Genomic DNA, 25466 nt, shown 5'->3' on the forward strand with positions numbered 1-25466 from the left:
AATGTCCGAATTTCCATTGCCGAATGTTTCTAACGATCTGACCGGACGGGTCGCGCTGGTCACCGGCGCATCATCCGGCCTCGGGGAACGGTTCGCCCGGGTACTGGCCTCGCAAGGTGCATCAGTCGCACTTTGTGCACGCCGTATAGACCGGCTGGAATCGCTAGCAGGGGAGATTACGGAAGCGGGCGGCAAGGCTGTGGCGGTCCAGATGGACGCTATGGATGCCGATGCGCTAGTCGCTGCGGTGGACGCGGCCGAGGCGGCTTTCGGCACGGTCGACATTCTCATCAACAATGCTGGCATCCCCGACGCGCAGCGCGCTCACAAGATGTCGGTCGATCTGGTGGACCGCGTGCTGGGCATCAATGTTCGCGCGCCGTGGCTGCTTTCAACCGAGGTCGCACGGCGCCTGATAGAGGCAAAGAAACCCGGCAACATCGTCAACATCAGCTCGACCGCGCATTACCGTTATGATGGCGGCGGGGCAGCGCTCTATTCGGTCAGCAAGACCGCTGTTGCGCGGATGACGGAAACGCTCAGCACTGAATGGGCCTATGCAAATATCAACGTCAACGCGATCGCGCCGGGAATGTTCGTCAGCGAAATGACCGACGGCATGTTCGAAAGAATTGGCGACCCGCGCGAATGGGTCGCCCGCAAGCGCGTGCCCGTGCCTGCCCAGCTGGACTCTACCCTGCTGTATCTGTGCAGCGCGGCCAGCGAATGCGTGACCGGCGCAGTGATCAAGGTTGATGACGGGCAAAGCGCGCGGATGCGGATGGGTTGAGCTACGGGCGCTAACCCGCCGATTTGCTCCACGGCCATCTGCGTGGTTTGCGTGCAGGGCCTGCTTCCCCGGTAATCTGGTAAAGATAGTTGCCAAGAACGCTCGCCTCGTTCCGGTCGAGCAGCAGCCGCATGATTTGCGGGCGCCCGCGCGGCGTCTTGCCGGGCGGGAAATATTCGAGCTTCAGATGTATTCGTCCCTCGATCTCAGACGAATCCCATCCGACCAAGACGCCGATCTGTTCGGTCGGCCGGTCGGATGGGGTCGTTATCGGATCTTCAGACCGCGGCATCTTTCTTGATCGTGATCACCTGCGGATAGGTAAATTCGCTCAGCCCTTCCTTGCCGTACTCAGCGCCGAAGCCGGACTGCTTGTGTCCGCCAAATGGCGCGAAGGGCGAGAGGTGGAGGAATTCGTTGATCCAGACTGTGCCGGTCTCAAGCTGTTCCGCAATTTCGACACCCTTGTCGGTGTCCTTGGTCCAGACAGCACCGGCAAGCCCGTATTCGGAATTGTTGGCACGCTCGATCACTTCGTCGGTGGTCGAGAATTTCATCAGCGGCATTACCGGCCCGAATTGTTCTTCTGCCACGATCCGCGCATCTTCCGGCGGATTGTCCATGATCGTGATCGGCACGTAATAGCCTGTACCCGACGGGTCGACATTGCCGCCTGTCAGGAATTTGTAGCCATTGTCTTTGGCATCCTGAATCAGTTCGCAAACGCGGTCGAACTGCTTCTTGTTCTGGATCGGACCGACACCAGTTCCCTGCTGCGCGCCATCGCCGACAACAACATTCTTGGCGACTTCAGCAATTGCAGCGCTCAGCTCGTCATAGATGTCTTCGTGGATGTAAATGCGTTTTGCAGCGACGCAGATCTGCCCTGCATTGCTGAAGCTGGACCAGAACAGCTGTTCGGCAACCTTCTGCACATCGGCATCTGGAAGAACGATCGACGCGTCGTTTCCGCCCAGTTCCAGCGTGATACGCTTAAGGTCCTTCGATGCGCCTTCCATGATCTTCTTGCCGGTCGCGGTGGAGCCGGTGAAGGTGATCTTGTCGATATCCGGATGCTCGGTGATCAGCGGGCCAAGCGTATCTTCGCCAGTGATGATGTTGACGACACCTGCTGGCGCGATGTCCTTGATCAGTTCGGCAATCCGCAGCGTAGCCAGCGGGGTGAACGGCGAAGGTTTCAGCACGATGGTGCAGCCCGACAGCAGGGCGGGGGCGATTTTCTGCATCGCCATCATAACCGGGAAGTTCCACGGCACGATTCCGCCGACAACACCAACCGGTACGCGGCGAGTACGGCTGAGGCGCTGGTCGCTGTCTTCGTTGATTTCGTCATCGAGGCTGAGCGTGGACTGCGCAGACATCATGCCAGCAGCGCCGTAAATTTCGCCCTTGGCTTGATCGTGAGGCTTCCCCTGCTCACTCGTCAGAAGGCGGAAAAGCTCGTCGGCGTTTTCCTTGATTGCGCCGGCCATGGCCTGGATCACTGCGCGGCGATCGTCGATCGGGGTCTTTGACCAAGTCTTGAACGCGGTGCGCGCGGCGGCGACAGCACGGTCAAGTTCGTCCTTCCCGCAGGACGGGACCAGGCCAATAACCTCTTCATTCGCTGGATTAAGAACTTCCATCGTGTCTGCTGTGCTGACGAGCTCGCCGCCGATCAGGTTCTGGTAAGTCTTGGTCATCGTAATCTCCCAATAATCCGTCTGGCCGCGCGGCTACGCGGCGTTGATTCGCTATGCCGCAAACCTAACACGCGGCAGGCTGAAACCTAAGTGATTTGGCGCGAACCTATTGTTCGGTGGACATCACCTTATCTTGATTGGCGCGGAATATGATCCACTCGCGGATCGCGTCGATCTGCTCCTTCGACAGCGAGCCTTTGAAGCTGGCCATTCCGTTATCCTGCAGTGCGCCGTCATGTACGATGCTGAGCCAGGCTGCCTTGTTTTCCAGCGTGCCGCTGCGCCGAAGATCGGGCAGCACGGTCGAACCGACTGCGCCTGGCGCATGGCATACCGCGCAGTAGCGGGCATAACTCTTGCCGCCAGCTGCGATAATGTCTGCCGAGGCGCGGCTGGGGGGCGGATCAAGCGGTGCGGTCGCCATATCCTGCGCTTCCGGTAGCGCAGATGTGCCGCCCAGTTTGAACACCAGCATTCGGCTGACGTTGCGCACAGGTGCCTTGCGCTTCATCAATTCACCGTCGACTGACAATGCGTAGGCACCGCCCCAGCCAGCCAGCACAGCAACATATTGCTCGCCGTCAACGGTGTAGGTGATGGGCGGTGCGACCACGCCGGTTTGCGCAGGGAAGCTCCACAGCTTGTCGCCGGTTGCGGCATTGTAGGCGTTGAATTCGCTGCCAGCCGTACCCTGAAACACAAGGCCGCCAGCAGTCGCCAGCAGGCCGCCGTTCCACGGGCCCGGATGTTCGACGGTCCAGCGCGGCTCACCCTTTACAGGGTCCCAGGCGACCAGCATTCCGCGCAGCGTCCCTGCGACTTCGCGGCGGAAACCCTCGTCAGGCGGAAGGTCTCCTGCGGCCAGATCAAAGCCGACATTGAAGCCGCGGTTCACATCGGGTTTCCAATCCGCTTCAGGCGCGTACATCATCGCCGCTTCAAAAGCTGGAATGTAGACCAGACCTTCGCCCGGGTGAAACGCCATTGGGTGCCAGTTATGACCGCCCAGTGCGCCGGGTGTCACCATCGCAGGCTTGCCGGTCTTGTCGATACGGGTTTCCGGGTTCTCTATCGGTCTGCCGTTTTCGTCGATGCCGGTGGCCCAGTTGAGCGTGACGTAGGGATCGCCGGAAATGAATTCGCCTGTTTCGCGGTCGAGCACGTAGAAGAAACCGTTTTTCGGCGCCTGCATCAGCACCTTTCGCTGCTCACCCTCAATCTCGAGATCGGCCAGCATGATGTGCTGCGTGGCCGTGTAATCCCATGTCTCGCCCGGCGTCGTCTGGTAATGCCAGACATATTCGCCTGTCTCAGGCCGAACTGCGACGATGCTGGAAAGATAGAGGTTGTCGCCTTCGCCGGTGCCGTCTTCACCGGGCGAACGATAAGCGCGGTTCCACGGGCTGCCATTGCCAACCCCGACATAGAGCAGGTCGAGCTCCGGATCGTAGGCCATTGCATCCCACACCGTGCCGCCGCCGCCAATGCCGCTTTCGCTACCCAGCACATCGCCCGACCAGGTTTCCGCCGCCTTGCGCAGATATTCGGGCGAATTCTCATCTTCATCGCCGCCGGGGACGGTGTAGAACCGCCATAATTCCTCGCCGCTATCTGCGTCATACGCGCCGAAATAGCCGCGCACGCCGAATTCAGCGCCCCCGCTGCCGATTAGCACCTTGCCATCGATAACCCTGGGCGCGCCGGTGATTGTGTAGCTCTTGGCCTGGTCGACGGTTACCTTTTCCCATTCGACCTTGCCGGTTTCACGGTCCAGCTTGACCAGCCTGCCGTCGAGCGTGCCGAGAAACAGCGCATCGCCCCATGCTGCAAGCCCGCGGTTCACGACATCGCAGCATGCCTTGACCCCGGTTTCGCCGGGTACTTCGGGATCGTAGGTCCAGATCTCTTCACCCGTTGCAGCGTTGTAGGCTTTCACCTTGCTCCATGCGGTGGTGAAATACATCACGCCGTCGATCACCAGCGGTGTCGATTCCTGACCGCGCGCGGTGTCCATATCGGCCGACCATGCGAGGCCAAGTTCGCCGACATTCTCGGTGTTGATCTTATCGAGAGGAGAGAACCGCTGCTCTTCGTAATTGCGGCCGTAGGTGATCCAGTTGGCATCATCCGCCTGTGCGCCCAGCAGGCGTTCTGCACTGATGCCGGCCTCGCTCATTTTCTCGCCGCAACCGGCAAGTGCCCCTGTAACGGCAAGCGCTGCAAACGCAGCGAACGCGATCTTCCTCATTTGGTTTCCCTCTCCCAAGGATTTTGCGGACCCTGTATTCAGTCGTCCTTTGCAACTGTTCTGCCGTATCTTGCAGCGCGAGTCCATTGCCTGCATGATCGGCAAGGGTAGGGCAGCAGAATGAAAACGGAGATGCAGGATGTGTGATGATTTCACCAAAGAGCAGGAAGACGAAGCAATCCGGCGGATGAAGCTGAGCCGCCGCCAGTTTGCCGCGCTCTCCGGTACGGCGGCGATCGCTGCCTGCGCGCCGAACGAAGTCGATGCGGTTTCAGGATCGGACCCGGGTCCAGGTACATCCTCTTCGCGCGAACCCCTGCTGCTGACCAAGGCGAGTGAAGTCTCTTTCGCGACCCCGGACGGCACCATGGACGCGTATTTCGTCCACCCGCACCCGGGCACAACGCGCAAGAAAAGCCCCGCAGTCATCATGTGGCCCGACATCGCTGGCCTGCGCGAAGCCTATCAGATCATGGCCACTCGGCTTGCAGAGCAGGGTTACGCAGTGCTTGCGATGAACCAGTACTACCGCAATGCCAAAGCGCCCGTGTTGGGGAGCTTCATGGAATGGCGGACTGACGCGGGCCGCGCGAAGCTGCGTCCGATGATTGATAATCTCGACAGTTTTGCAATTCGCCGAGATGCGCAGGCGGCTGTCGAGTTTCTTGACGCGCAGGACGCAGTCGATACGTCGCGCGGTATCGGATCATGTGGCTATTGCATGGGCGGGCCGTTCACCGTTTACAGCACCGCGGCGGTCCCGGGGCGGGTCAAGGCCGCTGCCAGTTTCCATGGCGGCGGATTGGTGCGTGACGATGCTGAAAGCCCTCACAAGCTGATGCAGAAAACACAGGCGAGCTACCTGTTCGCCATTGCCCAGAACGACGATGCAAAAGCGCCCGGTGACAAGACAGCGTTGAGGGCGGCATCGGAAAGCTCGGGTCGCCCCGCAGAGATCGAGGTCTACAACGCCGACCACGGTTGGTGCACCATCGATTCGCCGGTTTATGACGAGTTGGAGGCTGAGCGGGCCAAGGCGCGGATGCTGGCGCTGTTCGCGGGTTTATAGCCACTGGGTTCCGGGCGCGGGCGGAGCGGGAGGTGCTGTCTAACTGGTCCGTCAGCTAGCCAGGCGTAGCAGGTTCCGGCCATCGCTCTTGGCTTGGTAAAGCGCCGCATCGGCGGCCTGCATAAGCCACGTGTCGTCTGCACCGTCGCGGTGGGACGCGATGCCGATACTGACAGTGACAAGATCCAGTTCCTCGCCCGTCCAGTCGGCCAACTGGATTGCGATACGGACACGTTCGCAGATCAGTTTTGCAATTTCAGGTGCGGCGCCGGGCATGACAATCAGGAACTCTTCCCCGCCAAGGCGGCCAACGAAATCTTCCTCGCGCAGGGCGCTGGAGCACAGTGAGGCAACCTGTTGCAGAACATGGTCGCCGACTGCGTGCCCAAACCGGTCATTGATCGATTTGAAGTGGTCGACATCCAGAATTCCGACGGCCAGTTGGGAACCTCCAGCCTCTGCCACCTTGATCGCATCGGCGAGCACCATCATCACCTTCCGGCGATTGGCGATACCGGTAAGCTGGTCGGTTTCCGCCAAGCGCATAGAATTTTCGGCTTCGCGCAAAGCGCTTTCGCGGGCCTGGCGCAGTTCTTCGAGTATTTCGGTCTGTGCGGTTATGTCCTGCAGGGTTCCGAACAAGCCGGCGAAATTGCCGCGGTCGTCAAATCGCGCTTCACCGATGCTGGTGATGAACCGAACCTCGCCATCTGGCCGAACGACCCGGGCGTTGTACGTAAATCCATCTTGCTGTTGCAGCGCCCGAAGCAAGGTCGTGCGCACATTCTCGCGGTCGTCTTCATGGTAAAGGTCCAGCGAGGTGCCCTGCTTGATCGCGCCGGTTTTTTCCGGCCTGAAATGATCCGCATCCAGCCCGTGAATCTGATAGACTTCGTTCGACCAGCCAAGCTCTGCGCCGTCGCTACCCACGTGCCAATGGCCAAGTTTGGCAGCGCTTTCGGCAAGCTCAAGAAAGTAGTTCGATTCTGCATAGTTTGCGATCAGGCGCCGCTTTTGCTCCAACAGGGCGGAAAGCGGCCAGGCCGCTATCAACAGGCTAAGAAGGTAGAATTGGAAAAAGAGCGTGCCTGCATTCCGGCCGCCCTCGATCAGCGGGACTGCGCCTGCGCCGCCGGCAAGCGTGAGGGTGCCTGCCATCGCAACACTGAACACGCCTACCGCCGTACCCACGCCGCCCAGGCGGTAGGTCGCAATTAGAACCCCGATCAGCGGCAGGAACAGCAGCGGATACGCAGTCTGGCCGAATACGCCGGCACTCAGCGCGATGAGAATGACTGCAATTCCGAACGATTCAACCAGATTTCCCGTCGTTACACGAACCTTGTCAGAGGTAATTATCCGGACAACGGTGACGATCAGCGGGGTGACGATCAGCGTCCCCAGCAAAGTGGTCGTGGCCCAGGATTCGACGAATGGTACTGACAGCTTCCCGCTCAGGAAGCCGGCAATCAATGCAGCAGAGAGCGTGCCGATAATGGCGCTGCCGCAAAACCGGCCAACGCTCCTGAGGTTGGAAAAATTGCCGACCTGCCCGCTGGCCCGGCCGTAGAGGCAAAGCCATGTGATCATCAGCGCCTCGCAGACGTTGGCGATCGTGAACAGGGCTGCATCGGACCATGTGGCGTTCGCCTGGCCATTGGCAACAAAGCTGGCGAGCGCGATGCAGATCACAATGGCCGGGCGCTGCGGTTTTGAAGATAGCAGCAAAGCGGCCACGAACACCCCGCTTGAGGGCCAGATTGTCGCCAGGCCGCTTACGCCTTCTGTCAGGTACAGCGAAAGGGCCGCCAGTGCGTAATACGCAAGGCCGGCGGTAATCGCTGCGATCGGAAGTCGCGCGTAGAATGTGCGAAGCGCATCCATCCGCAGCCTTATGACCGGGGCTGGTAAAGGACTTGATAACCGTGTTGCCTGTTTTGCTGCCTGCTTTCCACCCGCGTCCGGTTGGTCTAGTGTCTGACCACGTTACTTGGGAGAAAGCCCATGGATATTCTTATCCTGATATTGTTGTTGTTGCTGATCGTCGCTGTTTTGTTCTCAACCGTTCGTGTCGTGAAACAGGGATTTGTCTATACGATTGAAAGGCTGGGCAAATTCACAAAACCTGCTGATCCGGGGCTGCATATCCTTATCCCGTTCGTCGACCGCATTGGTCACAAGATAAACATGATGGAACAGGTGCTGGACATCCCCGGCCAAGAAATCATCACCAAGGATAACGCCATGGTCGGCGTTGATGCGGTGGTCTTCTTCCAGGTCCTCGAGGCGGGCAAGGCGGCTTACGAAGTCAGCAATCTTTATGGCGCGATCATGGCGCTCACCACCACAAATCTGCGGACTGTGATGGGCAGCATGGATCTGGACGAAACACTTTCCAAGCGTGACGAGATCAACGCCCGCCTGCTGAGCGTAGTCGATCATGCAACGTCTCCATGGGGAATCAAGATTACCCGGGTCGAGATCAAGGACATCCGCCCTCCGATCGACATTTCGGAGGCGATGGCCCGGCAAATGAAGGCAGAGCGCCTCAAACGTGCTGAAATCCTCGAAGCCGAAGGCGACAAGAGCAGCGCGATCCTGCGTGCTGAAGGAAGCAAGCAATCCGCCATACTGAAAGCCGAAGGCCAGCGCGAGGCCGCCTTCCGCGACGCAGAGGCGCGCGAACGTGCGGCAGAGGCAGAGGCGAGGGCAACCCAGATGGTGTCGGATGCCATCGCCAGCTCCGGCAGCCAGGCGATCAACTATTTCGTGGCGCAGGAATACACCAAGGCGGTCGGCAAGTTCGCGGATAGCCCGAATGCCAAGACCATCCTGTTCCCGATCGAAGCCACGCAGTTGATCGGGTCGCTCGGCGGTATCGGCGAATTGATGAAAGATGTCGTTGGGGGTGAGGGCAGCGGCGCTCCGATCACGCGCGACACCGCTCCACAAAACACAGGCAAGCGACCGGTGCGCACAAGTGTTCCGCGCAGTTCGGGCAAAAGCTGATGGATTTGTTCGACAATTTCGACCCGGTTTGGATCTGGCTGGCAGCCGGACTTGCGCTTGCCGCGCTCGAAATGGTGGTCCCCGGGGTCTACCTGATCTGGCTCGCAGCCGCCGCCATCATCACCGGCGCACTCGCCTTTGTCTTGGACCTCGGCGTTTTGTTCCAGGTGATCAATTTCGTCTTTCTGGCCTTGATCATGGTCTATTCGGCGAAGCGTTGGCTTCGCGACCGTCCAATCGAAAGCTCCGACCCGTTGCTGAACAATCGCGGGGGCAGGATGGTCGGCGAAACAGCAGTTGTCGTGGCGCCGATCGATGGCGGGGAGGGGCGCGTGAAGTTCGGCGACAGCGAATGGATCGCGCGCGGTCCCGATTGTGGCGCTGGCACCCGAGTGCGAATTACTGCCGCCAAGGGACCGATCCTTGCGGTCGAACCGATCACGGCAGGCGCAAATTCAGATGCGTCTTCCGGAACGCTGACCGAAACGTAAATCAGCCTTTCGATGGAATGGTGAACCGCCCATGCTTGCGATAGGGTGTCATCCATCGGTCGAGATACAGGCTCAGGGGTTTCGGCTCGATCCCCAGCTTGGAAAACCCTGCCGCGCCTTTCGATACGACGCTGCCCTTTTTCAGCAGCGTCCATTGATCGCTGTCCATCGGGGTCAGCGGTAGCGCTGCAAAAATGCCCGATACTGCGTCCGGCATGGGCAGGAAAGTGCGTGAACGCTGCTGCGCGGCAGCAATCCGCTCATTGATTTCCATCATGGTCAGCTGTTCGGGTCCGCCCAGCTCATATGTCTTTCCGCCGTGTTTTGCCGGATCGGACAGTGCGACGACGGCCGCTTCCGCAACATCATCCACGTAAACAAGCTGCAGTTTCGATTCCGGCGCAAACACCGGCAATATCGGCAGTGCCTGAATGAGCCCGGCAAACATGTTGATGAAATTGTCATCCTTGCCGAACACGATTGAGGGCCGCAGGATTGTCGCTTTCGGGAAATGGTCTTTCACCAGCTGTTCGCCGAGGGCCTTGGCCTGCGCGTATTCGGTTTCACTGCCGCCGTCCGCACCGATGGCGCTGATCTGAACGAATGCCTGCGCCCCGGTTTCTTTGGCCAGCCGGGCAATGCGGCCTGACGCCTCGCCCATCAATTCCATCAAATTGCCATCGAACGAACCGACCAGGTTTACGACTGCATCGGCGCCTTCGACGACCGCAGCGACACTGGCCTCATTCAGAACATCGCAGCGGACAAACTGGATCTGACCAAGGTTTGCGAGCGGCTTCAGGTTCATTGCCTTTTCGGGGTGACGCCCGGCAACCCGCAAACGTGCGCCCCGCTCCAGCAAGGCCTGAGCAACGTAATTGCCGAGGAAGCCGGTTCCGCCCATCAGGACGACTAGCTTGCCATTGAGTGGATCGGATTTCGCCATGGAGAAGGCCCTTAGAAGTGTGTCGTTCGAATTGCACCGCGCCATGCCTCAACGCGCCTTTGGCCGCAACTGTTCCTGTGCGGATCACGGTGTGAACATCCATTCACAGCTAATCTCCCGCAGATGATCCATTTTCGTTGACAGACCGCAGGCGCGCCCGCTATCGGCCCGCTCCTACGGCGAGACGGCATCCGATGACCGACTCGCATGTGTGCCCAGATGGCGGAATTGGTAGACGCGCTAGCTTCAGGTGCTAGTATTCGCAAGGATGTGGAGGTTCGAGTCCTCTTCTGGGCACCATTTACTTCAAAAAATGCAATAAAATTACTTCAAAAAATGCAATAAAAATAATATTTTATCTGGGTTTTCGAAATCTGGTCCACCTTTTCGCCCACCTCAATTTTTGCGATGTAGTGGGTTTGCATGTGCTCCTATGTTCCATCCAATTACGCAGGTTGGAGAGAACGGATGGCCAAAGCGGATAGAACCAAGGGCGGCTCTATAGAGCTGCTGATCGAGATCGATAGCTTCGAGCAATCGTATCACATCGCCGATCACCGGGCTGAGATTGGCCGCGTGGACGACGAAGCAATAATCGAAATTCGCGGCAAGATCGTGCGAACCAGCGACCACCGGCCTTTGGTCGGCGCGCCCGCAGAGATGTCACTGGTCTGCTCTCAGTCATACCATGCTGCTCCAGATACATCAGAGGCGCCCATGCCGATGCTCATGACAGCGAGCCATTCTCAAGGCGCGTTCAAAGCGTTGGGATACCTACCGCCCCAGCCATTCTGGTCTCTCCCGGACATGATTTCGTCTGGCAGGGTGTCTCACGTCATTGTCGATTATAGAGCAGGGGTCGGCAGAGGCTTCGAGCTTCATGCTTTGTACTTTACGTCCCACGAAAACATCAAGCGCCAGGAGCTAGTCCACTCGCCATAGCGCCTCAGCACCTATCCAATTGTCCTTGCGTAAGATCTCGTCACTGATAGCATTTGAGGTGCCTCGGGGGCTTTTGCCAACCTCGAGCATCGCGATGCTCTTCAATTAGGAGACATCGTGATGAGGATTTTGTCGAAGCGTCAGGTCAAGGAGTTAGTACTGTATTCGCCTCAGCACATCGCACGCCTGGAAAAGGCCGGCCAATTCCCCAAGAGGGTACAGCTTGGCCCGAGCCGGGTCGGATGGGTTGAGGACGAAGCGCTGGACTGGCTGCAGAAGCGCCTGGAAGCCCGTGACGAACCTGTCCGGCACTCCTGAAAAGGAGCGGGTGGTCGGGATTGCAAGCCCGGCCACCCAACTTGTTAAACGGGACAAAATGAATGCTTTGGATTTAGTACCCGCTCGGTGCTGCCTAGCCCTAAGAGGACTTAAGATATCAATGCATCTTCGAGAGCAGCTAAAAACGCTGCCCCATCCCGAGGCCTCCGCTTATGATTGTGCTGCAAAGCATCATAGAGCGGCTGGAAGAGCCGGTCTGGCCCGGTCCAATCATCTCTTGAGATGATACCGGATGGGTGCCGAGATGTGGCGATGAACCAAAATACCGCAGCTAACTGATAGACATCGGAAGCTTTGCAAATGGCATCCCCAACGCCGAGCCGACGATTTTGACCTTCAGGCGACATCCAAAATTTCGGTCCCGGAGCTTGATCTTCGGGAGTTAGGTCTGGGCCCCGCGAGCCGGAAAATTTGCAGAGCCCATAGTCGCTTAACAACCAGCGATCACCTGATACCAAAATATTCTCCGGCTTGATGTCTCTGTGAACTGCATGCTGATGCAAGAGTTCCAAGCCCTGAGCCAGCCCACGAAACTGACCCAGAAACACCTCAGTCGGAATTGAACATCCCGATTCTTGCATCTCAGTCAGTAAGTTACGTTCTGCGATTTCCATTATGATGAATGGGATCACCCGCCTTCTATCGGACTGCGGTCGAACTTTTCCGGCGGTGCGATATTTTACAATGTGGTTGTGGCTCAGCTTGGCGAGCAATTCCCCTTCTCGGGCAAAGCGTTCTGCTAATCGACGCCCGGGCAGCAATAGAAACTTTATCGCAAGTTCGTTTCCGCTGCTTCGTTCTTTACATTGAAAAACGGTTGCATTGCCCCCGCGCGCGATCCACTCGCCAAGCTCATACGAACGACCATCATCCCCAATAATCGGGCCGCCGATGGTATAGCTCTTGCCTCGGCTGCCTTTGCGCAGATCTTCAGGGCTGAAGTAGATTTGGGTCTTCAAAGGAGAGCTCTTCCTTGGTTTACGCAATCGACCAGTCCGAAGCCCCATCAGCACAAGCTTGATGCACCCAACGCGAGTTAGATACTTGAAAGACTTTCGCGCTTGGTGGCCATCCAATTGCGACATCCTCGTACTGGTCTGCCTCACTAAACTTGGAATCGCAGATTGGACACTTCGGGCTCGTGTACGACATGTCGCAATGGGCCTCAGAATCTTGCTTCACCATTTTCAATATTCCAGCGGCCGGAGCTGAAGGGGGGCAACTCAGATAGGTCCCGGCCAAGATCGCTTCTAAGAAGTTCATTCTCCATCTTCTGCTCGATGCTGAGTTTGCCTGTGAGACACATTTGATCGCGTACTCACTGAAAATTGCCCCCATCGATTCAGGTGCAATTTCGGCGTCGAGCAGTCCCAAATCATCGCTAAGATCTGATAAATCCTTCCCTTGAATTGATCCTTCTCTTAGTCGCAACGCGTCTACCGCTAAGACTAAGCTATAGAAGTCTGCTTTCTGCCTAAAACGAGTTTTCTTAAGGCCCTCTGGAAAGGTGGAAAATATCTCACCTATATCAGCCAACGCCAAGCTCAATCTATCAGAGATATTCCCTTTATGATCCTGGTCCCACTCTGCATATTTGATGTAGAACGAGTCTAAGGTAGCCTTCTTATCTTGCACTCCATCAATGAGTGCGGCGACGATCTCAGATAGATATTCTGCGTCTCCGTATCGACGCCGATCTGTGGGGGTAAAGATTGCCGCCTGATCAAAAAAATCATTGACAGATGTTTCCTCAACAAAATTGAGGAAATCTCCAGGAAAATCGGCCCTTCGTAGTTCCTGCTTTGTGAGTGGCGTAGTGTACTTATTTACCCGCATGTAGACGTCACGCGTTTCCCGATCAGTCGGGTTTGTGGCCTCGTTGAAATCAATACGATATTGTAGGATTTTGGCCTGTGTTTCTTCATCTAATTGGCTGAATTTTTTACCCTCGTTTGGCCCTGAGTAAGGGGCATCGAGAGCGAAACTATCTCGAAGATAGTCTAGAATCGTCGAAATTCTCTGCTGACCATCAATGACAATTCGATAAGTGCTCCCATCTCGCATGACTTTCGAGAGAAATACCTTGGGGAGAGGAATGTCTGAAAGGATCGAGTCGATCAGCATTACCTTAGCTGTCATCGCCCACACTTCTCGGCGCTGAAAGTCTGGCTGCAATTCAAGCCGTCCGGCATCGCTCCAATCGCGAATGTCAGAGATGGGGTGCGGGCTTAAATTCCAATGGACCATGCTTGCATTCTATTCCGCAACCTAGGTGCATTGCAAACAATGTCTTGATTGCCCAGTGAGATTGTTGACGAAGGTTACCTCTTTGACCGAGGTGGGCGAGGACGAAACGATTGAGAAAGACTGCTTTGCCTCGCCTCTTGCCAATTCACTAATCTGCTTTGAGCCTCTTAAGTGCGCCACATAGGTAGTTTGCTGCGATCTCGATTTCGCTCTGGGTTGTGTAGCGACCGATACTAATGCGAATTGCTCCGCGCAGACGCTCTTCTGATAGTCCTATTCTTGATAGAACGTATGAAGACTCGGGGACCCCCGTAGTGCAAGCTGCACCGCTCGAAATTGCAAGGGCTGGCTGGACAGAGCCGATGATGTCTCTGCCATCGTATCCCAAGAAACTCACGTTCAAGTTGCTTGGATGCCTGGCCTCCAAGCTGGGACCGTTGAGTTCGACATGGAAAGGCAATGCCTGTAGCTTGGCCCACAGTTCTTTGTTCAAGCGACGAATTATTCCGCGCTCTTGCGGCTGACTTAAGATTAGCTCTGCAGCTTTCCCCATACCAGCTGCAAGGGCAACAGGAACAGTACCGGATCGAAGGCCTCCCTGCTGTCCGCCACCTGTAATTTGAGGTCGAAAATTGAGCTGATCGTTGCGCGCGATATACAGGCATCCGATTCCCATTGGACCATAAAACTTATGGGCTGACAGGCTGATCGAGTCGGCTAGATCCGCCAGACCAGACAAGTCAATTGCCATCGGCGCTTGAGCAAGGTCCAGATGGAGCTTGGCGCCCGCTGCTCGCACTATTTCGGAAATCTTCTCAAGGGGCTGAATCGTGCCGATCTCATTGTTGACGCCAATCACAGAGACAAGCGCAGTTTCCTTATCAACAAACTCTTTCAATTGATCGAGACGGACGACACCGATCTCATCGACATCGAGTCTGGCAATTTCTACACCCCTTTCAAGCTCGATCGAACGCGCCGTTTCGAGCACACATTTGTGATCTATCGAACTTACAACAAGCTTGGAGCAATTAGCGTAATCGCGCCCGCGCAACGCCAGATTGTTTGCCTCTGTCGCGCCTGAGGTAAAAATAATTTCATCGGCGTCAGCGCCAATCAGCGCGCCGACTTGCTCTTGCGCATCCAGGACCGTCTTTGCCGCTTGCCAACCGAAACTATGCTCAGCGGAATGTGGGTTGGCAGCAGGCCCTTTGAAATGCTTGCTCATGACTGCAAACACTCGCTCGTCGAGCGGGCAGGTTGCCTGATAATCAAGGTAGATTTTCTGAGCATTTGTCATGATAATTCAGTCTATTATAGGCGTTTTTTTGGGTGCGAAGAGATAAGCTACAAATCAATTCCATAATCTGGGGCTTTGCTCCAGTTTGGAATTGACCCTATCAGACACCAACTGTTATTGTCGACCTGGAGAGAACATCCAGGATCAATGTATGTCGCGCGGCCACCTATACACAGTTGAATATCGCCCACAGTTTTCCGGCCATGAGACCTTCCCGCTCCGATACGGTTGGTTGAAAAAGGCCTATGACCTTGTTTCAGAGACAAAAAATGACCCTAAGAACAAGTCAAAGTTCACCGACGACGAGGCAATTGCAACGCTAGGAGTCGGCAAGAACATGGTGTCCTCAATCAGATTTTGGGCTCAGGCTTGCAATATCATCAAGGAAAGCGGTCAAAATGGCTTCGCTCCGACGCAGCTCGGCGAGGACATCTTCGGGATTGATGGGCTCGATCCGTTCATGGAAAATGCGGCCACTCTCTGGCTTGTCCATTGGCATCTTTGCAGCAAGGCTGATCGCACTACTTGGTATTGGGCGTTCAATCATTTCCTGGCTCAATCATTCGAGCGAGAGCTCCTCGTCAAAGATTTGATGCGCCTCGCTGCAAACCGAGAGTGGCCGCGAGTTTCTCCAACCACAGTGAAACGTGATGTAGAGTGCTTCGTTCGCACATACGCGGTCCGGATGCCGTCAGGGCGCGGGTTGCACGAGGAGGCGTTAGAATCTCCTTTGGCCGAGCTTGGGCTATTGAAGGCGACCGCGAAGAAGGATGGTTTCCGTTTTGTCGCAGGCGAGCGATCGACCCTCGGTGACGGCGTCTTTGCCTATGCCGCAACTCAATTTTGGAGCGATTTCTCGCCTTCTGCTAAATCACTGTCTTTCGAGGCGATAGCGCATGAGCCGGGTTCGCCTGGTCGCGTTTTCTGTCTAGAAGAGCAGGAGCTGGCACGTCGCCTCGCTGACATCGAGGGCTATACGGACGGTGCGATCGCGTGGTCTGAGACCGCTGGTTTAAAGCAGCTGGTTCGCCGACGAGAGCTCGTTGATGAAGAAGTGCGCGCGTTTATTTTGCGTGACTACGGGCGTCACATCCTGCGGAGGGCGGCGTGAAAAACCTCGCTGAGCAAGTTTCGATCGGGCGCCGGTTTCAAAAGGCGATTCGTATTGATGCAGATTTGGAAAAGGCGGAGGCGCTTGAAGGCTACATCTGCCCTCAATCATCCGCTGAAGTTCTTACCTCGATGGCCACGCATGTTGCCGAAAATAAGCATGGGGCGTTCACCTGGACGGGGCCATACGGCAGTGGAAAATCGAGCCTTATTCTTATTCTGAGTGCATTGCTCAGCACAGATAAGGGGCTCCGCGCCAAGGCTGAAGCCCTTGTTGGCGAGGCCACAATTGACAAATTTAGACAAGGCTTCCCCATCGGCGGTAGCGGGTGGGTCACAGTTGCCGCTGTTGGGAGAAGGTCCGCGCTGCCTGGCATACTCGGCGCTGCTATCCTTGAGGCCAAGCTCGATGTTCGCGAGCCGAAGCGCTGGACGGACGAGACGTTGCTGTCAGTGCTCCAAGCGCTGTTGGATAGCCCAAAGCAGCACAGAATTATTTTATTCCTCGACGAACTTGGAAAGGTGCTTGAGTCTGTGGCGCAAGAAGGTGGAGATCTCCACCTATTGCAACAGGTCGCCGAGTTGGCATCCCGGAGCGGCGGCCGCCTGATATTCGTCGGTATCTTGCACCAAGCGTTCGATGAATATGCGAACCGAATGGCGCGCGACGTTCGCGATGAGTGGTCGAAAATTCAGGGGCGCTATGTCGACCTAATAGTCAACACTGCTGGCGAAGAGCAGATTGATCTGCTTTCGCGCGCCATTGAGACAAGGCGTATTCCCGATAATTTTGGCACCAAGGTAGAGGGTGTTACGAAGGAGCTCGCGCTTCCGTCTGCTTCGACCCGCAAGTCTTTCAACGCTCTGTTGACCGAGTGTTGGCCTTTGCATCCTGTAGTTGCAATGCTGCTGGGTCCAATTTCCCGCCGCCGATTCGGTCAGAACCAGCGTAGCCTCTTTGGGTTTTTGAACTCTGCCGAGCCGCAGGGGTTTCAAGATTTTCTCCAACGAGGTTGCGACGATGACCTCTACTATCCTTGCCATCTTTGGGACTACCTCCAAGTAAATTTGGAGCCCTCGATCATGGCTTCGCCCGATGGTCATCGCTGGGCTATTGCAGCGGAAGCGATAGCGCGATGCGAGTCGCTCGGTGGCGACGAAGAGCACCTTCAGTTGCTAAAAACCATTGCGGTCATTGACTTGTTCAAGGATCGCTCGAACGTTTTGGCGTCGCCAAGGCTTCTCCAGCACGCGTTGCCCCAAAAGATGTCCATGAAGGCCGTTGACGAGGTCTTGGGGCAACTTTCGCAGTGGTCGCTCATCGTTTTTCGGCGTCACGTCGGCGCTTACGCAGTTTTTGCCGGTAGTGACTTCGACATCGATGGCGCGATTGATGAGGCGTTGTCTGCGCTTGGTGAGGTTGACTTCAAGCGGCTTAATGAGCTCGCAGGGCTACAGCCGATTCTTGCCAAGCGTCACTATCATGAGACGGGAGCTTTCAGGTGGTTCGATATTGAAATTGGACCTCTTCTGGGTGCGCAAGAGCGCATTAAGTGTTTCGAACCTCGAGCTGATTCCATCGGTCTTTTTCTGCTCTGCGTTCCTACCGAAAACGAAGCGGAAGATGAGGCCGATGACATTGCTCGCGCGGCCGTTGGTTCAGCAGATGGCTTTGACGCCGTAATAGGCATATCGCCGCGCTCTTGGACAGTTGCTTCGCTGGCAAGGGAATTGCTCGCAGTTGAGTCTGTAAGCCACGACCGCGCCGAGCTCCAGGGCGATCCTGTTGCGCGACGTGAGGTTGCTGCCAGGCTCGCCGATCTTCAGACTCGCCTTGGAACTCAGGTTCAGAGGACTTTCAATTCCGCGCTTTGGCATCTGCGCTATGAAAAACCTCAATCATTCGCTCAATACCAGCTCAGTAGTCTAGCGTCAGACTTGGCGGACAATCGGTTCCAGCGCTCCCCGATGATCAAGAATGAGCTTCTCAATAGAGAAAAGCCCTCGGCAAATGCCGTCGCCGCTCAGAACGCACTCTTGAGGCGTATGGTGATCGACGAGGGTTCGGAGCGTTTAGGTATTAAGGGATTTCCTGCTGAAGGCGGCTTGCTCGCATCACTTCTCGAAGCGACAGGCCTCTATCGCAAACATAAAAAAGAGTTGCGGTTCCGCGCGCCAACGACTGCTGACCCGGCTAGGCTTGGGCCGCTTTGGGAGGCAGCTGACAGCTTTTTATCCGAGAACAGCGACCGCTCTGTTTTGTTATCGGAAATTTATGCTCTTTGGGGCAGTGAGCCATTCGGATTGAAACCTGGCCTGCGCCCGATCCTGGCCGTAGCCTACATTCTCTCCAAACGTACGGAGGTGGCTTTCTACCGGCAGCGCATTTTTCAAGCCCGATTTACAGACCTCGATGTGGATTATCTCTCAAAAGATCCGACGGACATTCAGCTTCGCTGGATGAACCTCAATGACATTGGTCGCCGTTTGCTTTCCGGTCTTGCGGCGGTTGTGCGTGATGTCGATAGTGCAAACGAATTGAGCAATCTTGAGCCCATTGATGTGGGGCGCGGCTTGATCTCTATATACGTATCGCTTCCTCCGTGGGGGAAGCGAACAATGCGCTTGTCGGAGGGCACCATTCATATCCGCAGCCTTCTAAAGAAGGCAAATGATCCCAACCAGCTCATCTTCAACGACCTGCCGCAGCTCGCAGGCGGCAACGACCTCGAAAGCACCATTGAATTTGACGCAGTGATTAAGAGCGTTCGGAACGCGCTCAGCGAATTGGCAAATGCATATCCGCAAATGTTGATGAGGCTGGCCGATAACATGCTGGCGGAATTGCAGGTTCCGAACGCTTCGGCCCAGGCCCTGTCTGAACTTCGTGCGAGATCTGAAAACATCAAGGATCTTGGCGGAGATTTTAGGCTCAACGCCTTCGTAAACAGATTGTCGCGGTATGAGGGTTCGATGGAGGATATTGAAGGGTTGGCTGGCCTTGCTACGAACAAGCCATCTCGAGACTGGATTGATGCAGACCTTGATGATGCGGCCATTGCTCTCACAGAACTCGCTCAGCAGTTTAACAAGAGTGAAACCGTAGCACGAGTGAAGGGCCGCACCGACAAACGCCATGCGATGGCCGTCGTGCTTGGCATTGATGGTCGTCCCGCACCACAAATGAGCGAGTTTGACATCAGTGATGCCGAACTTGCGAAAGCACGAGAAATCGCAAAGGCCTTGGAAGAACGTTTGAGCGAAGAGGGCGTACTAGACAACAAGATCAAGCTAGCTGCGCTCGCAGAATTGTCCTCCCACTACATGAGAGCCTCAATAGAGAAACGCGGTAAGGCGACCTCGGCGAAGGAGTCGGCACTTTGAGCACCCAGCATAGACATGTTTTAGGATTGTCGGGCGGGCGCGACAGTGCCGCGCTGGCGGTCTATATGAGGCATCATCATCCTGAAATAGAAGTTGAATATTTCTTCACCGACACGGGCAAGGAATTGCCAGAGGTTTACGAATTTTTAGGCCGCCTTGAAGGCGTGTTGGGCAAGCCAGTGCTCCGTCTCAATCCCGACCGGGACTTTGATTTCTGGCTAAAGCAATACAATACGTTTTTGCCGTCCGCACAGACCCGCTGGTGCACGCGACAACTCAAATTGCGACCTTTCGAGCAATGGATAAAGCCAATGCTCGACGAAGGTCAGCATGTGACTTCTTACGTCGCCATTCGCGCGGACGAGGAATATCGGGAAGGCTACACGTCCAAGCATGAAAACCTGGTTGTTACGTTGCCTCTCAAGGAGGTGGGTGTCGATAAAGCAGGCGTGATGGAAATTTTGGACTCTTCGGGATTAGGCCTTCCTCGCTATTACGAATGGAGGACCAGAAGCGGCTGCACATTCTGCTTTTTCCAGCAGAAGATTGAGTGGGTTCGCCTCCGTGAACGCCACCCAGAGTCATTTGAGGAAGCGAAGCGATACGAGAAGAGCGCTGTCGAACATGGTTCGCCATTCACATGGAGCCATGGTGAGTCCCTAATAGAACTCGAGCAACCAGAGCGCATTGAGCAGATCAAAGCTGATCATAAAAAGCGCGTGGAACGGCAAAAAGCGAAGATGATGGCCAACCCGTTGCGGCCGGACGACGAACCTCTTGATGTTGACGATCTTTACGGACAAGCAAAGGGCTGTATCGCATGTCACAAGTGACGGAATGAGAGGCGCGCTTGAAGGAACCACATCACTTTAGCGCCACCCCAGGCTTGGAAGATGCGGTCGCAGACGCGAAACCTCTCTTTCTTCTGCCGAAAGACGATGTCGCAACTGATGTAATATCGCCCGCTATGAAAGCCTCTGAAGACGTGGCTATCATGATGGGCTTCTTTTCCAGTGCGTCGTTTGCAGAGATCGCTCCTGGACTCGCGACTTTCTTGCAAAGGTCAACGCGCCCGCTCCGCCTCATAATCAGTCCGTATCTGTCCGCAGAGGATCGTGAGGCTTTCCAAAATGGCCTCAGAGATGCTGAGGCTTTGGGAGAGGGCGCTGTAATGAGACTCATTCCCGAGGCTGATGAGCTATCCGCACATACATTGTCCTGTCTCGCTTGGCTCATTTCTAGCGGTAGGCTCCAGGTTAAAATCGCGCTGATGCGAGACGCCCTCTTCCATCCCAAGGTCTGGCTATTTCACGACGATCACAAGATTGCTGCCTTGCATGGATCAGCGAATATGACAGGTAAGGGATTGCGGAAAAACCGAGAGCAATTGAGCCTCGCACGTAGTTGGCGAAGCGAGGAAGCCCTTCAAACCTGCAACGATCTAGCACAAGAATTCGAAGTGCTTTGGACCGGTGGCGATGATGATTGTGTTACCGTCGATCTCTCCAAGGCCATCGCCGACAAAGTCTTGCGAGAGTTCAAAGGTTCAAAAGAACCAGATGAGGAAGACTTCAATCGGCTTTGGAGAACGGCCCACAATCTTTCGGAGGAGCCAATCGATATTTCGAGCCTCCTCGCGGGAGAGGAGGCTCGTGGGTTCAGCATTCCAGATTGGCTCAAATATAGAGAGGGAGCCTACGCTCACCAGGGTGAGGCAATCGACAAATGGGAAGCCCAAGGCAATCGCGGCATTCTCGAAATGTGCACAGGGTCCGGAAAGACGCTAACTGCGCTTGTTGGCGCGAAGTTGCTTTTCGATCGCGTCGGACCTCTGCTTATCGTTGTGAGTGCCCCTTACAACGTTTTGGTGAGGCAATGGTGCAATGAGATCAGGCTCTTCGGTCTAAGAGCAATCAATATGTCAGAGGCTGGCGGTGCGGCTTCTCGTTCTCGTGAGCTCGCGGCAGCGCGAAGGCGATTGAGAAAGTCGGTGTCCGATAGTGAAGCGGTAGTCGTCTCAAACGACACTCTTTGCACAAAGGAATTTCAGGAAGAGATAGCCAAATTTCCTGGCCCAAAACTCCTCATAGCCGACGAGTGCCACAATCTTGGGGCTGCAAATTTCATTAGCAATCCACCCGCGTTTTTCGACTATCGATTGGGACTATCCGCAACCCCGGTCCGGCAATACGATGATGAAGGAACCGATGAGCTTTTCGCTTTCTTTGGCGAGCCTACGTCTGGCGACACTTGTTTCCAATATACGCTAGAGCAAGCAATCGGCGTCTGCCTTACGCCATACGACTACCACGTGACATTCGTTGAACTAAACAGTGACGAGATGGCGCAATGGCGTGAAATCAGCGATAAGATCGCGCAATTGTCTTGGAAAATACAGGCTGGGGAGAAAGATCCCTACCTTGATTCATTATTTTTGAAGAGGCGACGAGTGCTCGAAACTGCCGCTTCGAAAATCGACGCACTTGAGAGCCTGCTAGCAGAAATTGGCCCAAGAAATCTTCGATACAGCTTAATCTATGCGACCGACAAAGACCCTGACCAATTGCAGGCAGTGAACGACCTACTGAATTCCGAAGGAGTGTTTTTTCATCAGCTCACGTCCGAAGAAACTGGAAATCCAAAAAAATCAAAGCAAATATTGGATGGCTTCCAAGAAGGAAAGCTTCAGGTCTTGACTGCAAAGCGCGTCCTGGATGAGGGTGTGAACGTACCGCAGATTATGTCAGCCTATATTCTCGCTAGCACGACCGTGAAGCGGCAGTGGGTCCAGCGCCGAGGAAGGCTCCTAAGGACATGTAAGGCTATTGGGAAGGAATCAGCAGTGATTCACGACTTGGTCGCGCTACCTCCTGAGGTAGAGCTGAGGAATCTGGTTGACAAGGATGCAAAAAAAATCGTCAATTCTGAGCTAGATAGAGTTTGGGAGTTTGCGCGCTTAAGTCAAAATGCTGCCCAAACGGGCGGGCCTTTTGAAGCAGTAGAGCGAATGCGAGCTCTGGTTGGGGGATGAATGGCGTACAAAGACGAAAAGATTGTCCGTGTTCTGCTTGATGAAGCATCAGCCGTAGAAGAGCGCTGCGAAGGCTATCGTGAGGAACTCACGGAAGCGATGGCAGAAATCGTCCAAAAAGAACGCGCCCATCTGTTCCAGCGGACAAATATCGTCGTTGAGATTAGTGATATCGTTAGTCGCGTAGGGACTTTCATACAACTGAAGGAAGATTCGAAATGAAGCTTCTGAGCGCACGCTTCGATGGCTTCCGCCTCCTTTCCGGCATCGATCTAAAGTTTTCCGTCGATCCAAAGAAGAACATCACAGTCATCCGCGCTGCCAATGAAAGCGGAAAAACGACTATGCTCACTGCGTTGCAGTGGGGCCTAATCGGCGACGAGGCCCTTCCAAAGGGATATTCGCTCCGACGCATGGACTTGCCTCCCAATAAACCTGCCTCAACTCGCGTTGAGATCGACTATGAGATTGAGGGGAGGATGGGGCCAAAGCACTATAGGATCGTTCGTCGCGTCACGAGTGAAACGATCGAAGATAAGCGACCCCGTTCGCTCGTTGAGCTGTATCACGTGACTGCGGCTGGGCCCGAGGAGCTCGACAGTCCAACGAACCACATTCAACAGCATTTTCCCGCAGAGTTGCGAGAGGTATTCTTCACAGACGGGGATCGGGCGCTCAGCTTTATTGAAGGGGCGAAATCCGAGCAGCAACACAAGGTTCGGAATGCCATCGAACGTATGATGGGGCTTTCGTTGCTGGAAACCACAACCGAACATATTCGGACCATCGAGCGACAGCTCAGGAACAAGTTCGATAAAGAGGCTGGCAATGCCGAAACCCGTAAGGTCGAGGAAGACCTCGAACATGCCGAGAAGCAGCTTCCGATCCTGACCAATAAGTTCGACGATATTAAAGACAAGATCGCCAATCTAAACGATCTCAAAGAGAAGGCGGATAGAGAGCTTCAGGACGCTCTCAGCGCTGGAAACCGAGACGAGCTTTCCAAAGAGCTCGTCGATGTTCGCCGCAACAGAACGCAGCTTGAGGAACAGCGCAAACGCACAGAGAAGAGACAATCTGAATTAATTTCTTCCGAGATACTCACGCGCCATATGATGGCTGATCCATTTGCAAGAGCCGGAAAGCTCCTCGATGAACTGAGGAAGAAGGGTCAGATTCCAAATAAGACAGTGCCAATTTTAGAAGATCGGCTAGATAATCACTTGGATTGTATTTGCGGCGGAAGTTTGGACGAAAGCACTTCTGACGGTGCGGAACGCCGCTCGAACATCCAAAAGCTCATTGATGACAGCCGTGAAGCTGATGATATACGCGCAAAGGTTTCAGACCTTTACTACGATGGGCGAAACCTTTTCTCAGGCAAGCCGCCTAGCTGGTCTGACCTTTATTCTGATGCTTTTCAAGAACGTCAGCAAATTGATTCTGTCTATCGTGATATCGGTGAAAAGGAAGCTGAGCTTGAAGCCAAGTTAGACAAGATTCCCGATATTAACGTGCAGAGGCTTCGAGAGATTAAGCAGACCTATGACAAACAGCTTCGTGACGAGATAGTTAGAGGTGCGGAAACGGAAGGCGACATCAAGCGTCTGCGAGCTAAGAAGGTAGAACTCGAGAAGGAGTTCAGAACGCTTTCTGCGAAAGTGAGTAAGGGCGTAAAGATTGCGCGTGATCTAGATGTCGCCACCGACATTCGCGGAATGGTAGAGAATGCTCTGGACAGGATGAAGACAGTAGAGGTCCGTTCTGTTTCTGCCAGAATGAACGAACTTTTTCTCGATATGATCGGTGCGGACAAGGAAAGTGCGCTCATCACGAGAGCTGAGATAACCCCTGAGTTTAGTATTGTCGTTTACGGTAGAAACGAACTCGTGATGGACCCATCCATTGACCTAAATGGCGCATCTCGGCGAGCCCTAACAATATCATTCGTTCTCGCGCTGACGGAGGTCAGCGGTGTTGAGGCTCCAAACGTGATCGATACCCCTCTCGGCATGATGTCTGGATTCGTCAAAACAGAGGTCGTGCGCACTGCTTCAGAAAATAGCAGTCAGCTGATTCTCTTCCTTACGCATGACGAAATCAAAGGATGCGAAGACATCCTCGATCAACGAGCAGTAGTTGCAGGCACAATCACCAATCCAGCTCATTATCCTCGAATTTTGAAGAATGACCCAGGAACCCAGGACGCAATGACCCTTCAGTGCGACTGCGACCATCGTTCACACTGCAAGGTATGCGACCGATATGAATCCTCGGCCCAAGCTCAGTTGGAGGGTGCATGATGGATAACGCGTTTGCAGGGTTAGATATCAATATCGATGAGGACTTCCGAGAGCGAGTAGAGGGTCTTGTTCAGTTAAGGGAGGGGAAGTCCGCCTCTGCGTTGCATCAGCCATTCAGGCGGAACGTCGATATTTGGTTTTTTGCGATAATGTTAGCGGTCAAGAAAGGCCTAAAACCGACCCCACCCAAAGGAAAGACTTACAAGGCTGCAGAAGGCGTCGTGCTTGGGTCCGATTCTTGGAGGCCAACGGCGCTCACCCTGCTTGCGATTTCAGAGACGGGGAAAGCAGAAATTGTAGACTCTCCAAATGAGATGATGCGGATCGCGAGCTGCTACGCACATGCTGGTCTTCCATTGGTATTTTCGATGTTAGATCAACGTGGCGATGACACCTCACTGGACTACATCTGCGACGAAATCGAAGCCCTTGTGTCTTAGCCTACTCAGCTTCGTCGAATACTGCAGTTTACCTGTTCGCCCTTGAAAAGGTTCGGGCTAGGGACCACGCAATTTCAACTGCGGCTATTTTCTATTTCGTTGCATATCATTCGG

The 25466-nt window shown here is 55.0% G+C and carries 21 protein-coding genes and 1 tRNA gene; 14 read left to right on the top strand and 8 right to left on the bottom strand.

All coding sequences use genetic code 11. From position 1 onward, the window contains the following. The first annotated feature begins 1 nt into the window (after position 1). Positions 2-790, top strand: coding sequence for an SDR family NAD(P)-dependent oxidoreductase (locus GRI43_RS12410; RefSeq protein ID WP_160731401.1), 789 nt, complete (start codon positions 2-4; stop codon positions 788-790). Positions 791-800: 10 nt separating this feature from the next. Here the strand turns inward: GRI43_RS12410 and GRI43_RS12415 are convergent, their stop codons facing one another. From GRI43_RS12415 to GRI43_RS12425, 3 genes are all read right to left on the bottom strand, one after another. After that, positions 801-1082 carry a hypothetical protein gene (locus GRI43_RS12415; protein WP_160731402.1) on the bottom strand — a complete coding sequence of 94 codons (282 nt, stop codon included), beginning with the start codon at positions 1080-1082 and terminating at the stop codon, positions 801-803. Further along, positions 1069-2493 (bottom strand): aldehyde dehydrogenase family protein, encoded by a 1425-nt coding sequence (locus GRI43_RS12420; protein WP_160731403.1) that lies wholly within the window; start codon positions 2491-2493, stop codon positions 1069-1071. Before GRI43_RS12420 ends, GRI43_RS12415 begins: the two co-directional genes overlap by 14 nt. Positions 2494-2599: 106 nt before the next feature. Continuing rightward, a complete protein-coding gene (locus GRI43_RS12425; protein ID WP_420850006.1) occupies positions 2600-4741 on the bottom strand; it encodes a PQQ-dependent dehydrogenase, methanol/ethanol family in 2142 nt (713 codons plus the stop codon). Positions 4742-4880: 139 nt separating this feature from the next. Between GRI43_RS12425 and GRI43_RS12430 the strand changes: the two genes are divergently transcribed. Next, on the top strand, positions 4881-5810 hold the full coding sequence (locus tag GRI43_RS12430; RefSeq protein WP_160731404.1) for a dienelactone hydrolase family protein: 930 nt from the start codon (positions 4881-4883) through the stop codon (positions 5808-5810). Positions 5811-5861: 51 nt separating this feature from the next. On the opposite strand, the gene GRI43_RS12435 is transcribed toward GRI43_RS12430, so the two are convergent. Continuing rightward, positions 5862-7694, bottom strand: coding sequence for a sensor domain-containing diguanylate cyclase (locus GRI43_RS12435; protein WP_160731405.1), 1833 nt, complete (start codon positions 7692-7694; stop codon positions 5862-5864). A gap of 120 nt (positions 7695-7814) precedes the next feature. Between GRI43_RS12435 and GRI43_RS12440 the strand changes: the two genes are divergently transcribed. Then, the gene (locus GRI43_RS12440; protein WP_160731406.1) at positions 7815-8819 is read left to right on the top strand and encodes an SPFH domain-containing protein; all 1005 of its coding nucleotides are present in this window, start codon (positions 7815-7817) and stop codon (positions 8817-8819) included. Next, complete coding sequence (locus tag GRI43_RS12445) at positions 8819-9310, top strand: NfeD family protein (protein WP_160731407.1); 492 nt, start codon at positions 8819-8821, stop codon at positions 9308-9310. Before GRI43_RS12440 ends, GRI43_RS12445 begins: the two co-directional genes overlap by 1 nt. 1 nt (position 9311) lies before the next feature. Here the strand turns inward: GRI43_RS12445 and GRI43_RS12450 are convergent, their stop codons facing one another. Further along, positions 9312-10301 (bottom strand): complex I NDUFA9 subunit family protein, encoded by a 990-nt coding sequence (locus tag GRI43_RS12450; RefSeq protein WP_235903749.1) that lies wholly within the window; start codon positions 10299-10301, stop codon positions 9312-9314. 168 nt (positions 10302-10469) lie between these two features. Between GRI43_RS12450 and GRI43_RS12455 the strand changes: the two genes are divergently transcribed. The 3 genes from GRI43_RS12455 to GRI43_RS12465 all read left to right on the top strand — a co-directional run bounded on the left by GRI43_RS12455 (position 10470) and on the right by GRI43_RS12465 (position 11516). Next, a tRNA-Leu gene (locus GRI43_RS12455) sits at positions 10470-10556 on the top strand. Positions 10557-10724: 168 nt separating this feature from the next. Further along, positions 10725-11198, top strand: a complete 474-nt coding sequence (locus tag GRI43_RS12460) for a hypothetical protein (protein WP_160731408.1) — start codon at positions 10725-10727, stop codon at positions 11196-11198. A gap of 120 nt (positions 11199-11318) precedes the next feature. Beyond that, a complete protein-coding gene (locus tag GRI43_RS12465; protein WP_160731409.1) occupies positions 11319-11516 on the top strand; it encodes a helix-turn-helix transcriptional regulator in 198 nt (65 codons plus the stop codon). A gap of 110 nt (positions 11517-11626) precedes the next feature. Here GRI43_RS12465 and GRI43_RS12470 read toward each other — a convergent pair whose 3' ends face one another. The 3 genes from GRI43_RS12470 to GRI43_RS12480 form a co-directional block, all read right to left on the bottom strand. Next, positions 11627-12496: a serine/threonine-protein kinase gene (locus GRI43_RS12470; RefSeq protein ID WP_160731410.1), complete on the bottom strand. Its 870-nt coding sequence runs from the start codon at positions 12494-12496 to the stop codon at positions 11627-11629. Between the two features lie 19 nt (positions 12497-12515). Continuing rightward, positions 12516-13784, bottom strand: a complete 1269-nt coding sequence (locus GRI43_RS12475; RefSeq protein ID WP_160731411.1) for a DUF262 domain-containing protein — start codon at positions 13782-13784, stop codon at positions 12516-12518. A gap of 148 nt (positions 13785-13932) precedes the next feature. Further along, positions 13933-15084: a cysteine desulfurase family protein gene (locus GRI43_RS12480; RefSeq protein WP_160731412.1), complete on the bottom strand. Its 1152-nt coding sequence runs from the start codon at positions 15082-15084 to the stop codon at positions 13933-13935. A gap of 151 nt (positions 15085-15235) precedes the next feature. Here GRI43_RS12480 and GRI43_RS12485 point away from each other — a divergent pair, with 151 nt between their 5' ends. Genes GRI43_RS12485 through GRI43_RS12515 form a run of 7 tightly spaced genes read left to right on the top strand, consistent with a single transcriptional unit; the run spans position 15236 to position 25352 of the window. Beyond that, a complete protein-coding gene (locus tag GRI43_RS12485) occupies positions 15236-16195 on the top strand; it encodes a DUF4007 family protein (RefSeq protein ID WP_160731413.1) in 960 nt (319 codons plus the stop codon). Next, complete coding sequence (locus GRI43_RS12490; RefSeq protein ID WP_160731414.1) at positions 16192-19578, top strand: ATP-binding protein; 3387 nt, start codon at positions 16192-16194, stop codon at positions 19576-19578. The genes GRI43_RS12485 and GRI43_RS12490 overlap by 4 nt, the downstream gene beginning before the upstream one ends. Then, positions 19575-20411 carry a phosphoadenosine phosphosulfate reductase domain-containing protein gene (locus GRI43_RS12495; RefSeq protein WP_160731415.1) on the top strand — a complete coding sequence of 279 codons (837 nt, stop codon included), beginning with the start codon at positions 19575-19577 and terminating at the stop codon, positions 20409-20411. The genes GRI43_RS12490 and GRI43_RS12495 overlap by 4 nt, the downstream gene beginning before the upstream one ends. A 53-nt stretch (positions 20412-20464) precedes the next feature. After that, the gene (locus GRI43_RS12500) at positions 20465-22609 is read left to right on the top strand and encodes a DEAD/DEAH box helicase family protein (RefSeq protein ID WP_160731416.1); all 2145 of its coding nucleotides are present in this window, start codon (positions 20465-20467) and stop codon (positions 22607-22609) included. Continuing rightward, positions 22610-22831, top strand: coding sequence for a hypothetical protein (locus tag GRI43_RS12505; protein WP_160731417.1), 222 nt, complete (start codon positions 22610-22612; stop codon positions 22829-22831). Further along, entirely contained in the window at positions 22828-24912 is a 2085-nt protein-coding gene (locus GRI43_RS12510) for an AAA family ATPase (protein ID WP_160731418.1), read from the top strand. The genes GRI43_RS12505 and GRI43_RS12510 overlap by 4 nt, the downstream gene beginning before the upstream one ends. Continuing rightward, positions 24909-25352, top strand: coding sequence for a hypothetical protein (locus GRI43_RS12515; RefSeq protein ID WP_160731419.1), 444 nt, complete (start codon positions 24909-24911; stop codon positions 25350-25352). The genes GRI43_RS12510 and GRI43_RS12515 overlap by 4 nt, the downstream gene beginning before the upstream one ends. Positions 25353-25466: the final 114 nt, after the last annotated feature.

This window comes from Pontixanthobacter luteolus (assembly GCF_009828095.1).
In the GTDB taxonomy this organism is placed as follows: Bacteria; Pseudomonadota; Alphaproteobacteria; order Sphingomonadales; family Sphingomonadaceae; genus Pontixanthobacter; species Pontixanthobacter luteolus.

Excerpts from the sequence above, each read along its gene's own strand:
- GRI43_RS12515 (WP_160731419.1), top strand. The coding sequence starts at position 24,909 with ATGATGGATAACGCGTTTGCAGGGTTAGATATCAATATCGATGAGGAC.
- GRI43_RS12420 (WP_160731403.1), bottom strand. The coding sequence starts at position 2,493 with ATGACCAAGACTTACCAGAACCTGATCGGCGGCGAGCTCGTCAGCACA.
- GRI43_RS12510 (WP_160731418.1), top strand. The coding sequence starts at position 22,828 with ATGAAGCTTCTGAGCGCACGCTTCGATGGCTTCCGCCTCCTTTCCGGC.
- GRI43_RS12435 (WP_160731405.1), bottom strand. The coding sequence starts at position 7,694 with ATGGATGCGCTTCGCACATTCTACGCGCGACTTCCGATCGCAGCGATT.
- GRI43_RS12450 (WP_235903749.1), bottom strand. The coding sequence starts at position 10,301 with ATGGCGCGGTGCAATTCGAACGACACACTTCTAAGGGCCTTCTCCATG.
- GRI43_RS12415 (WP_160731402.1), bottom strand. The coding sequence starts at position 1,082 with ATGCCGCGGTCTGAAGATCCGATAACGACCCCATCCGACCGGCCGACC.
- GRI43_RS12430 (WP_160731404.1), top strand. The coding sequence starts at position 4,881 with ATGTGTGATGATTTCACCAAAGAGCAGGAAGACGAAGCAATCCGGCGG.
- GRI43_RS12505 (WP_160731417.1), top strand. The coding sequence starts at position 22,610 with ATGGCGTACAAAGACGAAAAGATTGTCCGTGTTCTGCTTGATGAAGCA.
- GRI43_RS12410 (WP_160731401.1), top strand. The coding sequence starts at position 2 with ATGTCCGAATTTCCATTGCCGAATGTTTCTAACGATCTGACCGGACGG.
- GRI43_RS12475 (WP_160731411.1), bottom strand. The coding sequence starts at position 13,784 with ATGGTCCATTGGAATTTAAGCCCGCACCCCATCTCTGACATTCGCGAT.
- GRI43_RS12445 (WP_160731407.1), top strand. The coding sequence starts at position 8,819 with ATGGATTTGTTCGACAATTTCGACCCGGTTTGGATCTGGCTGGCAGCC.
- GRI43_RS12480 (WP_160731412.1), bottom strand. The coding sequence starts at position 15,084 with ATGACAAATGCTCAGAAAATCTACCTTGATTATCAGGCAACCTGCCCG.
- GRI43_RS12465 (WP_160731409.1), top strand. The coding sequence starts at position 11,319 with ATGAGGATTTTGTCGAAGCGTCAGGTCAAGGAGTTAGTACTGTATTCG.
- GRI43_RS12425 (WP_420850006.1), bottom strand. The coding sequence starts at position 4,741 with ATGAGGAAGATCGCGTTCGCTGCGTTTGCAGCGCTTGCCGTTACAGGG.
- GRI43_RS12485 (WP_160731413.1), top strand. The coding sequence starts at position 15,236 with ATGTCGCGCGGCCACCTATACACAGTTGAATATCGCCCACAGTTTTCC.
- GRI43_RS12440 (WP_160731406.1), top strand. The coding sequence starts at position 7,815 with ATGGATATTCTTATCCTGATATTGTTGTTGTTGCTGATCGTCGCTGTT.
- GRI43_RS12460 (WP_160731408.1), top strand. The coding sequence starts at position 10,725 with ATGGCCAAAGCGGATAGAACCAAGGGCGGCTCTATAGAGCTGCTGATC.